The organism is Pseudochryseolinea flava, from assembly GCF_003286915.1.
Taxonomy (GTDB): Bacteria; Bacteroidota; Bacteroidia; order Cytophagales; family Cyclobacteriaceae; genus Ohtaekwangia; species Ohtaekwangia flava.
In genome coordinates, this window is the sequence record NZ_QMFY01000007.1 from 1 (window position 1) to 13,728 (window position 13,728).

The 13,728-nt window shown below is 43.1% G+C and carries 14 protein-coding genes; 12 read left to right on the forward strand and 2 right to left on the reverse strand.

The window, feature by feature from the left end; all coding sequences use genetic code 11:
- The first annotated feature begins 520 nt into the window (after positions 1–520).
- Both DQQ10_RS14345 and DQQ10_RS14350 read left to right on the forward strand, forming a co-directional pair.
- The gene (locus tag DQQ10_RS14345; protein ID WP_112747583.1) at positions 521–838 is read left to right on the forward strand and encodes a hypothetical protein; all 318 of its coding nucleotides are present in this window, start codon (positions 521–523) and stop codon (positions 836–838) included.
- A gap of 133 nt (positions 839–971) precedes the next feature.
- Positions 972–1,394, forward strand: a complete 423-nt coding sequence (locus tag DQQ10_RS14350; protein ID WP_112747584.1) for a hypothetical protein — start codon at positions 972–974, stop codon at positions 1,392–1,394.
- A gap of 31 nt (positions 1,395–1,425) precedes the next feature.
- On the opposite strand, the gene DQQ10_RS14355 is transcribed toward DQQ10_RS14350, so the two are convergent.
- On the reverse strand, positions 1,426–2,121 hold the full coding sequence (locus tag DQQ10_RS14355; RefSeq protein ID WP_112747585.1) for an NUDIX hydrolase: 696 nt from the start codon (positions 2,119–2,121) through the stop codon (positions 1,426–1,428).
- Positions 2,122–2,222: 101 nt separating this feature from the next.
- Here DQQ10_RS14355 and DQQ10_RS14360 point away from each other — a divergent pair, with 101 nt between their 5' ends.
- The 3 genes from DQQ10_RS14360 (at position 2,223) to DQQ10_RS14370 (ending at position 5,789) form a co-directional block, all read left to right on the forward strand.
- Positions 2,223–3,731, forward strand: a complete 1,509-nt coding sequence (locus DQQ10_RS14360; RefSeq protein WP_112747586.1) for a xylulokinase — start codon at positions 2,223–2,225, stop codon at positions 3,729–3,731.
- Positions 3,728–5,056, forward strand: coding sequence for a xylose isomerase (xylA, locus tag DQQ10_RS14365; RefSeq protein ID WP_112747587.1), 1,329 nt, complete (start codon positions 3,728–3,730; stop codon positions 5,054–5,056). Before DQQ10_RS14360 ends, xylA begins: the two co-directional genes overlap by 4 nt.
- Before the next feature lie 181 nt (positions 5,057–5,237).
- Entirely contained in the window at positions 5,238–5,789 is a 552-nt protein-coding gene (locus tag DQQ10_RS14370) for a hypothetical protein (protein ID WP_112747588.1), read from the forward strand.
- A gap of 59 nt (positions 5,790–5,848) precedes the next feature.
- Here DQQ10_RS14370 and DQQ10_RS14375 read toward each other — a convergent pair whose 3' ends face one another.
- A complete protein-coding gene (locus DQQ10_RS14375; protein ID WP_165823936.1) occupies positions 5,849–6,886 on the reverse strand; it encodes an aromatic ring-hydroxylating oxygenase subunit alpha in 1,038 nt (345 codons plus the stop codon).
- Positions 6,887–7,075: 189 nt separating this feature from the next.
- Here DQQ10_RS14375 and DQQ10_RS14380 point away from each other — a divergent pair, with 189 nt between their 5' ends.
- The 7 genes from DQQ10_RS14380 to DQQ10_RS14410 all read left to right on the forward strand — a co-directional run bounded on the left by DQQ10_RS14380 (position 7,076) and on the right by DQQ10_RS14410 (position 13,703).
- Positions 7,076–8,233, forward strand: coding sequence for a Gfo/Idh/MocA family protein (locus tag DQQ10_RS14380; protein WP_245970419.1), 1,158 nt, complete (start codon positions 7,076–7,078; stop codon positions 8,231–8,233).
- Between the two features lie 219 nt (positions 8,234–8,452).
- On the forward strand, positions 8,453–8,854 hold the full coding sequence (locus DQQ10_RS14385) for a four helix bundle protein (protein ID WP_112747590.1): 402 nt from the start codon (positions 8,453–8,455) through the stop codon (positions 8,852–8,854).
- A gap of 97 nt (positions 8,855–8,951) precedes the next feature.
- The gene (locus DQQ10_RS14390; protein WP_112747591.1) at positions 8,952–10,010 is read left to right on the forward strand and encodes a sugar phosphate isomerase/epimerase family protein; all 1,059 of its coding nucleotides are present in this window, start codon (positions 8,952–8,954) and stop codon (positions 10,008–10,010) included.
- 37 nt (positions 10,011–10,047) lie between these two features.
- Positions 10,048–10,470 (forward strand): c-type cytochrome, encoded by a 423-nt coding sequence (locus DQQ10_RS14395; RefSeq protein WP_133259656.1) that lies wholly within the window; start codon positions 10,048–10,050, stop codon positions 10,468–10,470.
- A 57-nt stretch (positions 10,471–10,527) separates the two neighbouring features.
- The gene (locus DQQ10_RS14400) at positions 10,528–11,379 is read left to right on the forward strand and encodes a sugar phosphate isomerase/epimerase family protein (protein ID WP_165823937.1); all 852 of its coding nucleotides are present in this window, start codon (positions 10,528–10,530) and stop codon (positions 11,377–11,379) included.
- 86 nt (positions 11,380–11,465) lie between these two features.
- A complete protein-coding gene (locus tag DQQ10_RS14405) occupies positions 11,466–11,840 on the forward strand; it encodes a transmembrane 220 family protein (protein WP_112747594.1) in 375 nt (124 codons plus the stop codon).
- 63 nt (positions 11,841–11,903) lie between these two features.
- On the forward strand, positions 11,904–13,703 hold the full coding sequence (locus DQQ10_RS14410; protein ID WP_112747595.1) for an alpha-amylase family protein: 1,800 nt from the start codon (positions 11,904–11,906) through the stop codon (positions 13,701–13,703).
- Positions 13,704–13,728: the final 25 nt, after the last annotated feature.

Below are 13,728 nucleotides of genomic sequence, written 5' to 3' on the forward strand. Positions count from 1 at the left end.
AGCCCTGAATTCTTCCACTCATTTATCGTGGCTTGCATTTGTTCTGGTGAATGCTTCATGTTTTTTTTTATCACAAAGCAATACCTAATTTATGCGCCGGTAAAGATGTAGTTGGTCGGGTGGATACCATGAACTACAGTTCAACGTTGAAAGTTTTCTTTAGTACTGTTAATTGGGTGAAGCGTGATAATGGCTCGATTGTAATGTCCACTGAAATTGGTTTTGATCGAGATTGGTTTGAAGAACGGCTTGTGAATGTTGATACGGGTGAATTTGGTCAGTGTATTAGTGGTGGGCTCAGATAAATGAACAGGCTTGATCTAACCATTGTTTGAGTAGAGCAGGGCGGAAGGAATGCACGACATGATAAATCCAGAAATATCAATTTGAAACTTCTGTTTGCATCGATATCCGGCTCTTCAAATGACAGGTGAACCCTGGATGAACTTCATGATTGAAGACTTTATGAAAGTTATACTTGCAGAGGTTTCTGCAGCGAAAAAGAAATGACTATTTAAACATGACTGGCGATATTCCAGATTGGGTTAAAGATCTGTTGGATGATGAGGATCACTTTTGGAAAAGTATTTATCCATCCTATAGCTTTGACGAACGCGTGTTACACTGGTCGGGATCGCTACACCGACGGATGCGCTGGCAGGAGGAAAGTGGTTATGATCCGTATGCGATTTACAGCAAGACGTGGCACATGCAAGCGAAGGAACGCGAACCTCAAATCGATCTGATCATGGACAATGTCTTCGAAAAATATTGGAGCGGCACTGGCGGAAATTGGGATAAATCAGAATATTTGAAGCGTATTGAAAAGAAATGGTAATGGAATAGTATTGGGCGATGCCCCGAAGAAGGTGGTTACAATCCGAAGAGAAGCGATACGTCACCGTTTATTACGAAAAAAAATGATTTGATCTTAACCACGGAAATCCAAATCGAAATGGAAGAATGGTACCATGAAAACGGTTAACGAAGACCCGGCGCAAAACATAACGATGCTCATCATTATTATCAGTATTAATGTTATCAACGTTGTACTGATAATGGTAAAGGATCTTTCATTCCTTATCTTCACAATCTCTTTCCTGAGCATAAATATTTTCTACTATCTCGTATACGCAGGGCGGTTTCACAAATTTGCTTACGACGATAAGGATTTCATTGTAACAAACTCCTGGAACCCATTTTCGCGAAATGAATTTAAGATCCATGAAATGAAAGATATCAAAATTGCCTACCACAATCGGGTAGGCCATGCGATAGAGTTTAACTATCGCCATGATCATTTCATTTATCATTGTGCCTACATCCACCGTAGCGAACTGGAAAATATGATCACAGAACTAACAAGCCCAAGCACAAAACTAACTTCGAAGTGAGTGAATTGGGAATTGTTATAGCATTCTAACCCTACAACTCAAACGTGAATCCCTTCTCTGTCAACTTATCGTAGATTTTTTTATCGAACCGATACAGACCCGCCGCGCGATGTGATACCGCAGTCTGCTTTTCCTTCAGGGGCTCAAGTAAGTTCATCTTCATGAGCTTTCGTCTGAAGTTGGGCTTATCAAGTTTTTGGTCTAGAATTGCTTCGTACAATTCTTGCAGTTGAAGCAATGTGAATTTTTTCGGTAATAAATTAAAACCGATAGGTTCGTGTCGAACCTTATGTTTTAAGTAGGAGAGTCCGGCATCAAGAATGGTTCTGTGATCATACGGAAGTTCCGGAACCTCGCTGATCTTGAACCACTGTGCATCGGCAGCGGTAAAGCCTGGAAGCAGTGTGTAGTTCTCAGGTTTTACCAATGCATAGTAGGCAATCGTAATAACGCGTTTATCAGGATAACGATCAACGGTACCAAAACTTCTAAGTTGTTCGAGATAAATATTCGATACGCCGGTAAGATCACTTAATAATCTGCCCGCAGCATCATCCGTACTTTCATTATACCGAATCCATCCGCCGGGAAGTGCCCACTTTCCTTTGCTGATACCCTCGCCGTGTTGTACAAGCAGGATGTCAAGCTCATTTTTCTTAAAGCCGAAAATCAGACAGTCAATGGAAAGGGCATCGATAATGGTTTCAGGAAAAGAATTTTTCTTCATAGGGCGGTCGATAGTTGACTGGAATAAAAAATGTGTTACCTTGTAGTCAAATTTACTATAAGTTCGTTGGAAGTACCAAGCGGGCTTGAAATTAATAAACTATGTCACAATACCTGCTAGGGTACGATCTCGGAAGTTCGTCAATTAAGGCTTCGTTGGTGGAAGTGTCTACCGGATTAACGGTTGCGTCAGCGCAATCGCCGAATGAAGAAATGCCAATGATGGCGGTGCAACCTGGCTGGGCTGAACAAGATCCTGAGATGTGGTGGGAGCACGTTCAAAAAAGTACGCACGCGTGTTTGAAGAAAGCTAACGTGAATGGGTTGGACGTGCAAGCGATTGGCATCTCGTATCAGATGCATGGTTTGGTATGCGTTGACAAAGATCAGCAGGTGTTGCGTCCTTCGATTATTTGGTGTGATAGCCGCGCCGTTAGCATTGGAAATGAAGCATTTAAATTACTCGGCGAACAATTTTGTTTAGAGCGATTATTGAACTCACCGGGAAATTTTACCGGTTCAAAATTGCGTTGGGTAAAACAAAACGAACCTCACGTTTTCGCAAAGGTTGATAAGATGATGCTGCCAGGAGACTACCTTGCCATGAAATTGTCGGGTGATGTGGTAACTACTGCCAGCGGTCTTTCCGAAGGTGTCCTCTGGGATTATAGTCAAGAATCGCCTGCGGAGAAATTACTCGATCATTACGGTATATCGAAAGGACAACTGCCAACCATCGCTCCAACGTTTGGCATTCAAGGTAAACTTGCAACATCGGCGGCAACGCTCCTGGGGTTGAAAGCGGGGACACCAATCAGTTATCGGGCAGGAGATCAACCTAATAATGCATTCTCACTAAATGTTTTGAATCCAGGAGAAACTGCTGCGACGGCAGGTACGTCAGGTGTGATTTATAGCGTGACGGATAAAAATGCGTTTGATCAGAAGTCGCGCGTGAATACGTTTGTTCACGTCAACAATAAGTCGGTTGGAACGTCAAACAGTATTCGCAATGGTGTATTGCTTTGCATCAACGGAACAGGAATTCAGAATTCTTGGCTGAGGAAGAATTCAACAGGTGCTGGCGCCGCTTACGATTATGACAAAATCAATTCGATTGCAGCCACTGCGCCCATAGGATCGGACGGCTTAGTTGTTTTGCCTTTTGGAAATGGCGCAGAACGCGTGCTCGAAAATAGAAACATTGACGGCTCGTTCCATGGATTAAATTTCAACAGACACGGGCAGCCGCACTTGTTCCGCGCAGTGCAGGAAGGAATTGTGTTTGCGCTGAAGTATGGCTTCGATGTGCTTCAAGAGATGGGTTTAAAAACAAATGTGATCCGCGCAGGAAATGCAAATATGTTTTTGAGTCCGTTGTTCCGAGAGGCCTTTGTCAATACAATAGGCGCGCAATTGGAATTATACGATACGGACGGAGCGAAGGGTGCTGCGTTAGGCGCTGGCGTAGGCGCGGGGATCTATCAGTCATTCGAAGAAGCATTCAAAGGGTTGAAGAAGATTCGTACTGAGGAAGTGGACGCATCAAAGGCAGAGCAATATCAATCAGCATATAATACTTGGTTAAATCAACTGAATAAACAATTATGAAGTTAACACTCGGCGACAAGGAATACTTTAAAGGCATTGGCCAGATAAAGTTTGAAGGAAAAGAGTCCGACAATCCTTTTGCATTTAAATTTTATGATGCAAAGCGTAAGGTAGGAAAGAAGACAATGGAAGAACACTTCCGTTTTGCGATTGCCTACTGGCACACGTTCTGCGGTACTGGCGGCGATCCATTCGGGCCGGGTACTAAAAACTTTGCGTGGAATGAAAGCGATGATGCGATGCAACGCGCTTACGACAAAATGGATGCTGCGTTTGAATTTTACACAAAATTAGGTACGCCGTTCTATTGCTTTCACGACTATGACCTTGTCGATGAAGCTGCTACATTAAAGGAGTCCGAGGCACGTCTTGATAAAATTGTTGAGTACGCAAAGAAGAAACAAAAAGCATCAGGTGTAAAACTTCTTTGGGGCACGGCAAACTTGTTTTCAAATCCACGCTATATGAATGGCGCGGCGACAAACCCCGACTTTAATGTTGTGGCTTGGGCAGGTGCGCAAGTAAAAAATGCGATCGACGCAACGATAGCGCTAGGCGGTTCAAACTATGTGTTCTGGGGTGGTCGTGAAGGTTATATGTCGCTCTTGAATACTGATATGAAGCGTGAGCTTGAGCACATGGCAAAATTCTTGACTGCAGCACGTGACTATGCAAGAGCAAATGGTTTCAAAGGCACATTCCTCATCGAACCGAAACCGATGGAACCTTCGAAACATCAATATGATTTTGATTCTGCAACCTGTATTGGGTTCTTGCGTGAATTTGGATTGATGGATGATTTCAAACTCAACATCGAAGTCAATCACGCAACACTTGCGCAGCATACTTTTGAGCATGAACTCCAGGTTGCAGCGGACTCAAACATGCTTGGCTCTATCGATGCTAACCGCGGTGATTACCAAAACGGTTGGGATACAGATCAATTCCCGAATAACCTGAACGAGCTTACAGAAGCGATGCTCGTAATCCTTCAAGCTGGAGGTTTCAAAAACGGCGGTGTGAACTTCGATGCGAAGACGAGAAGAAATTCGACGGACATGGAAGATGTATTCCATGCGCACATCGGCGGTATGGATAATTTTGCACGTGCGTTGCTCACAGCACAAGCAATTCTCGATCATGGAGAGTACCAAGAAATTCGTAAACAGCGTTATGCTTCTTTCGATTCTGGAAAAGGAAAATCATTTGAGCAAGGTAAAGTTGGGCTTGAAGATTTGAGAAACCTCGCACACAAGAATGGCGAGCCTGCGCAAATTTCTGGTAAACAGGAATACCTCGAGAATTTGATCAATCGTTTCATCTAAGCGTTTTTGCTTTTTAATAAATGAGTGGCCGTCGGATTAAGTTCTGACGGCTTTTTTGCTTAATACGTCTTTCCATCTCTTCGCCGCGCGGTGGTGCAATAGCTGCATTTAAGGCATTCGGACGGAGCAACAGCGCCCATTTTTGTGTAATTGTCTACCTTTGGACAAGAATTATACCGACATGAAATCACTTTTCACACTGGCCCTCGCGGTCATCACAACAGCGGCTGTTGCTCAAACAACCACATACGGAAGTTTTAAACTCGTTGACCAGGAATTGATCTATCAAAAAGTATTTACACAAGATTCCATTACGGTGGCCAAACTTTCTGAGTACTATCAAACATTACCGTACTTGTCCAACGTTGCTCAGCAAGGCGAAGAGGTGAACTTTGAGTTTAATGATCTGATCGTTGACTATAAGAAATTTCAGTTTGCACAAGTTGGTGTACCGCCCATCATTCAAACCGGAAAATACAGCGGTAAAGCGTACGTGAATGTAAAGGACGGCAAGTATCGCTTGACGATTACGAATATTCAGATGACGGGAAACATCGGCTATAAGAATATCAACGCAAAGGAAAATCTCACCAACTATGCTTGCAAAAACAATGGAACGTTTATCGATCAAAACTGGTGCAAGCCAAATACATTAGGATTGCTGGAGAAAGCTTTCACCGATAAATTTCAATTCGTTGAAGTGGCGAAAAAGAAAAACGACGGCGACTGGTAGCGGATAGATGTTTTGAATCGCTCTACCGATAACGAATAACAGATAACCGATAACTAACCCTAAGTTATCCAATGCAACGTCTGTGCTTTCACTGGGTTCTCAAAGGGAGTTTTGTTTTGTTGCGATAGATCCCACTGACGCTTCAACTCATGATACCAGCGCGCCTGAAGATCAGGTTCACCCAATAACATCAGTGTTGGTTTACTCTTTAATCCTTCTTCAAGTTTTCTAAAAATACCAAGGTCTTGGTGAATGAATTGTTTTCCAAGGTGACGCAACGGCCACCAGATAAATTTCACAAAGCCTAGTGTTGTAAAGAAAATGTGATTTAGTTCTGTTTCATTTTCATTAATGGGGGTGAGGCAAGTGATTGATACGATCTCGTTGTTCCCTACTTGAATATGTTCAAAACGATTTCCTGGGAGTTGGAAATTAATTTCGGTTGATGTTCCTCCTTTTAAAATGGAATAACCTTTAGAGTTCGATGACGGCGCATGACGTACCATCTTAAAGCCCAAGTCAACAGGTTCAAATTGTTTCTCCTTGATTTTAAGCTTCTTCGCCGATCGCCAATACCATGACTGATGGACAAAAGTTACGTGCGCCGGATCGATGAGTCCAATCACCGAATGATCAATGTTGGATGGCATCGTTACCTTCTCAACAAAGAGAAATTTTTTGTCCGCTGGAATGAGAAGGTTGGGAAGTCGATCTTCTGCACCTTGCAATTGAGTTTTATTCTGAGGAATGTAAATCCAAATAGTGCCGTTGATCTCTTTACACGGATACTTGAAAACTTTGATTTTTGAGCGATCAAATTTGTCATCAGCCAGCGCCGGTATAGCGGTACAGGTGCCGGAATGATTGAACTTCCATCCATGGTAAGCACATTGCAATTCTTTTCCATCATACCATCCTTTCGAAAGCGGTACGCCGCGATGAGGACAGTTATCTTTTAAAGCAAAAGGCTGATCATTTTCATCGCGACCAAAGACGATTTTTTCACCGAGAATCTCCTTGCCAACAAGTTTGCCACGTTTTAAAAATGAACCGTGCATAGCGAAGTACCAGAGATTTTTCAAGAACAGAGATTCCATCAGATGGTTATTTTTTGGGACGTTAAAGTACGCGTTTACGTAGCCCGTTTCCAAATGCGAAAACAGCATCGAAATGCCTGGAAAAATTACTACCGTAAAGCATAGCTGCAATCGATTTCGATAACTTTTTATGCGTAATTTTCAATATCAAACCTTTGAAATTCTGAACGTAGACCTATTTTTAACCTCATGAGCAAAAAGTTACGCATGGGCATGATCGGCGGAAGCACAGAAGCTTTCATCGGCGCCGTTCACCGCAAAGCAGCTGCCCTCGATGGAGAGATCGAACTCGTCTGTGGAGCATTCAGCAGTGATCCAAAAAAATCAAAAGCCACCGGTCAAGCATTATACATCGATCCAAAAAGGGTGTATGCCAGCTACGCCGAAATGATCGAACAGGAAAAGTTGCTGCCTGAAAATGAACGCATGCAGTTCGTGTCGATCGTTACACCGAACCACGTTCATCTTGCCCCCGCACAAATGGCACTTGAAAATGGATTCCATGTTATCATTGATAAACCGCTTGCGTTCTCTCTAGCGGAAGCAAAGACACTTCGTAAAGTCGTTGAAAAATCAGGATTGGTTTTAGCCTTGACCCATACCTACACGGGTTACCCCATGGTGAAAGAAGCAAGACAGCTTGTGAAGCAGGGTAAAATTGGAAAGGTCCGTAAGGTATACGTCGAGTATCACCAAGGGTGGCTCACAAATTTCATCGAAGGAAATAATAAGCAAGCCAGTTGGAGAACTGATCCGAAGCGATCTGGACTGGGTGGTGCAATAGGCGATATTGGAACACATGCCGCAAACTTAGCGGAATACATTTCAGGACTAGAAATTGCAGAGATTAGCGCAGATCTCAATATTGTGGTGAAAGGACGCCAATTGGATGATGATAGCGCGATGTTACTTCGTTTCAACAACGGCGCAACGGGGATCCTATCCGCAACACAAATTGCAGCAGGTGAAGAAAATAATCACAACATCAGAATTTACGGTGACAAAGGCGCGATCGTTTGGCGTCAAGAAGAACCGAACACACTTTTGGTGCGCGTCTACGGCAAGCCGAATGAAGTTTATCGCACAGGCTGGGATTATCTATCCGACGCCGCGAAACTGAATACGCGTACGCCTTGGGGACATCCTGAAGGATACCTTGAAGCATTCGCCAATCTCTACCTTGCTTTTGGTCGCGCTGTTCGTGCATGGAAACCTGGCAAAAAAATCGATCCTGTAAAATTCGACTTTCCAGATGTAAACGATGGCGTTCGCGGAATGGCCTTTGTCGAAACGGTGATCAAGTCTGCAAACTCCAATAGAAAGTGGACGAAGTTTAAGGGAGAATAAATTACGAGGCAATGGGAGTGGGGTATTGGGAATTAGGACTTGGGAATTAGGACTTGGGTATTAGGACTTGGGTATTAGGACTTGGGTATTAGGACTTGGGTATTAGGACTTGGGCATAGGCAATATTTGTCGGGATGTAGTATGCTGAGTTAAGTATTTAGGACTGATTTGCAAATCTGTCCACCGTTATAAGTTTATTTTTACATAAACCGTTGTGTTATGATTTCAAGACTAGAAGATTTTAGAGCTTACAATTGTGCTATGGAGCTAGGAGAAAATGTTTGGCAAGTTGTTACGAAGTGGAAGTACTTTGACAAAAGTACAATCGGACAACAACTCGTAACTGCGGTTGATTCCGTAGCAGCAAACCTTTCTGAAGGACTAGGGAGATATCATTTTAGAGAGACAAAGAATCTAACGTATTATTCACGCGGATCTCTTTTCGAAACAAAAACGTGGCTTACCAAAGCTCACACCAGACAATTGATCAGTGACGACCAATTCGTGAAATTCATCGAAACCATCGAACTCCTAGGTAAGATGATCAATAGCTACATCAAAACGCTAGGAAATTTTAAGGAATCTAGTTTAAACGATAGAACCATCGAACCCTATACCTAACACCACATACCTAATACCTAAAGCCCAATGCCGAATACCTAAAGCCCAATACCGAATACCTAAAGCCCAATACCAAATACCAAACAATAGAACATCAATGAGTTTAAAAACAATAAAAGGCCCTGGGATTTTCCTGGCGCAATTCATGGGAGATCAACCTCCGTTCGACAATCTCAAAACGATTTGCAAGTGGGCGAAGTCACTCGGCTTTGTTGGTGTACAACTACCAACTTGGGATAGCCGCGTAATCGACTTGAAAAAAGCCGCTGAAAGCAAAGACTACTGCGAAGATCTGAAGGGGACGATTGAGTCTGCAGGACTTCAAATCACAGAACTTTCAACGCACCTTCAAGGGCAGCTTGTGGCGTCGCATCCGGCCTACAACGAGTTGTTCGATGGGTTTGCACCGAAAGCAATTCGCGGAAATTATAAGGAGAGAACGGCCTGGGCTGTTGAACAATTAAAGTATGCTGCAAAGGCAAGTAAGAATCTTGGATTAAATGCGCATGCTACTTTTTCCGGTGCGCTCATGTGGCATACGGTGTACCCTTGGCCACAACGTCCTGCGGGGCTAGTAGATGATGGCTTTAAGGAACTCGCGAAACGTTGGCTTCCAATACTAAATGCGTTCGATAAAGCCGGTGTTGATGTTTGCTATGAAATTCATCCGGGTGAAGATCTTCATGACGGTATCACCTTCGAAAGATTCTGGGAAGCAACAGGAAAGCATACGCGTGCAAATATTCTGTACGATCCGAGTCACTTTGTACTGCAGCAACTTGATTACTTACAATATATCGACTTCTATCATTCATTCATCAAGATGTTCCATGTGAAGGATGCTGAATTTAATCCTTCAGGAAAATCTGGCGTCTACGGCGGGTATCAAGATTGGATCAATCGTCCAGGGAGATTCCGGTCGCTTGGCGATGGACAAGTTGATTTCAAATCGATCTTTAGTAAATTAACGCAGTACGGATATGACGGATGGGCTGTGCTGGAGTGGGAGTGTTGCATCAAACATCCAGAGCAAGGCGCGGCAGAAGGAGCTCCTTTTATCAAGGATCACATCATTCGCGTAACGGAAAAAGCATTCGATGATTTTGCGTCAGCTGGTGTTGATCAAAAGCTCAATAAGCGCGTGCTTGGCTTGTAACTAACTTCGAAAACCAAAATACAACTAACTAACAACAATGAGAAAACTATTTGTACTAATCGCAGTCGTGGGAATGACGAGCTTCGTCCTGACTTCATGTGGAAAAAAGGAAGAAGCAAAGCAGGAAGAGGCATCCTCGGATGAGTATGAAACTGCGGAGCCGGCAAAAGCATCTGACGATGATTTGATCGCACAAGGGTCTGCATTGATAGATGGAAGCGATTGTAAAACTTGCCATCATCCAACAAACAAAATCGTTGGACCATCACACACGGAAGTAGCAAAGAAGTACGACTTCACGCGCGCCAATGTGAGCATGCTTGCTGATAAAATTATCAATGGCGGAAGTGGCGTATGGGGTGAAGTACCGATGACGGCCCACAGCGATATCACAAAAGCAGACGCTGAAAAAATGGCGATGTATGTACTATCGCTCGATGGTGAGAAACCAAAAGACTAAACCAATATGCGCAGCATGGCATCAACCTTGCTGACCCCAAACCAAATAAACAGTATTATGAAAAGAAGAGAATTCATACAGTCATCGTCTCTGGCAGCTGTGGGCATGCTCACGCTACCTTCCTTTTTGATGAAGAAGGAAAAGAAAGGTCAGATCGGTCTTCAGCTGTATACTTTACGCAGCACCATTGGACAAGATCCTAAAGGTGTACTGAAAAAAGTGTCTGAGTTTGGATATAAGAACCTGGAGACTTATGGCTATGGTGACGGCAAAATCTTTGGCATGGGCTTCAAAGAATTTAATGACTATGTAAAGAGTCTCGGCATGAAGGTGACGAGTGGTCACTACGGTCTTGATATGATCAAGGGTGACAAATGGAAAAAAGCTGTCGATGATGCAAAAGCGAATGGACAGAAATTCATGGTTGTCCCTTACATCAATGAAGATCAGCGCAAAACTATCGATGATTATAAACGAATCATTGCTGACTTAAATGCAGCGGGAGAAGTTTGTAACGCGGCTGGCATTCGTTTTGGATACCACAACCACGCCTTTGAATTTGATACCGTTGATGGACAAATTCCTTACGACGTGATGTTGAAAGAACTTGATCCGAAGAACGTCGGAATGGAGATGGATATTTTCTGGGTAGTGAACGCAGGAAGAGATCCTTTGAAGTATTTCGAGCAATATCCAGGACGTTTCGAGCAGTGGCACGTAAAAGATATGGACAAGAGCGATAAAAACCGTAATGCAAACATTGGCTCAGGTACGATCGATTGGAAACCAATCTTCGCCAAAGCAAAGCAGTCCGGTCTAAAACATTTCTATGTAGAGCAAGAATCTTATCCAGGTGAGCCGATCAACAGCGTTGAAGAAGGTGCAAAATACCTGAAAACGATCCTATAGCGTTGTGTAATTTTTGTTTTGTTTACAATGGATGTCGGGTTAAAGGCCCGACATCTCTTTTTTAAGAAATCCCAAATAAATATTCTATGCGCATTGTCAACTTCCTGCTTGCCATCATGTTCTTAGGTTTTGCATTCCTACAATTAAATGATCCCGATCCCATTATCTGGATACTCATTTATGGAGTGATGTCAGTTTTTTGTGTGATGGCAATTTTTGAATTCTATCCACAGAAATTTCTAATCGCTACAACGGCGATATACATCCTGTATAGTCTGGTTTTTGTCCCTGGTGTAATCGATTGGTTTAACTCCGGTAATCGCTCTGCATTGTTCGACGATGTAGCGAAGATGGAGTACTACTATATCGAGGAAGCACGTGAATTTTTAGGGCTCTTCATTTGTATCGTGGTGCTGGTATTTTATTGCGTTCGTTCACGGAAAGTACGAACCGTACGGTAATTCATTTCTATTTGATGATCCAATAAAGACAAACCCCTCTTTTCTTGTTATATTAAGGTTCCTATGAGAAAAATTGTATTCATGATAGCGTCGGTAGCCATTGCCATCAGCTGCTCTCGGCCTAAAGAAATTATTCCGCCTACCAACTCTATGCAAAAAGCATCAAACAAAGTAGTGATCTACCAAGCCTTTACACGGCTCTTTGGAAATAAAAATACGACGAATAAAAGTTACGGCACCGTTGAAGAAAATGGTGTAGGTAAATTCAACGACATTAATGATGCTGCTCTGCGATCAATCAAAGCGCTCGGCGTATCTCACATTTGGTTTACCGGGGTTATTGAGCATGGCGTTTTAACAGATTATACTCAGTACGGCATTCCCCTCGACGACGCCGACGTTGTAAAAGGTCGTGCAGGATCACCTTACGCAATTAAAGATTATTACGATGTTAATCCTGATCTCGCACAAGATGTAAAAAATCGAATGAAAGAATTCGAACAACTGATTGAGCGTACACATCGCAATAACCTGAAAGTGATTATTGATTTTGTTCCTAACCACGTGGCGCGCGGTTACAAGTCGGATGTAAAACCAGCGGGTGTAAAAGATCTTGGTGAAACAGATGATAAAACAAAAGCATTTAGCGCGAGCAACAACTTCTATTATTTGGTGGGCGAATCATTTAAGGTTCCTAAAGGATTTAAGCCGCTCGGATCAAACACATTCCCGACGCTAGACGGACTCTTTGAAGAAACGCCGGCGAAAGTTACCGGCAACGATCAATTTACAGCTTCGCCTGGTATCAACGAATGGTTCGAAACGGTTAAGCTAAATTACGGTGTGGACTATCAACAAAATCGTGCAAAACATTTTGAACCTGTTCCGGATACGTGGAATAAAATGCGCGATATCTTGCTGTTCTGGGCTAACAAAAAAGTTGATGGATTTCGCTGCGATATGGCAGAGATGGTGCCTGTTGAATTTTGGCATTGGGTCATTCCGCAGATCAAAGCCGTAAATGATGAATTGGTTTTCATTGCGGAAATTTATAATCCTAATGAGTATCGTAACTATATCGAGACAGGCAAATTTGATTTTCTATATGACAAAGTATTGTTATATGATACGCTTCGTGGAGTGATTAATGGTGATCGTAAAACCAGCGACATCGCCACGGTTCAACAAAATCTATCGGATGTTAATCCACACATGCTGCATTTTTTAGAGAACCATGACGAGCAACGTGCAGCGTCAAAATTCTTTGCGGGTGATCCCTGGCGCGCATTCCCGGCGATGGTGGTCAGTGCTACCGTCGATAAAGGCCCTGTTATGATTTACTTCGGGCAGGAAGTAGGAGAGCCCGGACTGGGGAATGAAGGATTCCAAGGTGAAGATGGCCGAACAACAATTTTTGATTATTGGGGGGTACCGGAGCACCAGAAGTGGGTGAACAACGGAAAGTACGATGGCGAATTGTTATCGCCGGAACAAAAACTCCTCAGGCAATCCTATGGTACGCTGTTGACGATTGCATCGACCAATCCTGCTATTGTGTTAGGGGAATATCGTGATATCACCAAAGCGAATGTCGCGAATGGAAATTTTGGTAATGATGTTCATGCATTCGTTCGCTTCGCAGACGAAGAAAGATTAATTGTCGTGACAAGTTACAATGTCGCGGAACAAGCCGTGAAAGTACAACTGCCGCGTGATCTCGTGGAAGAGCTTGGCATGAGTTCTTCAGGCGCTTATAGTGCAAAGGATATCCTTGCGAATAATGTTGAAGTGACTTTCGACAACAATTTAACTTTTGAAGTTAAGTTGAAGCCGAATAGCGCATTCATCTTTAGAATCAAGTAATGTTCAACTGAAGACGATAACGAAG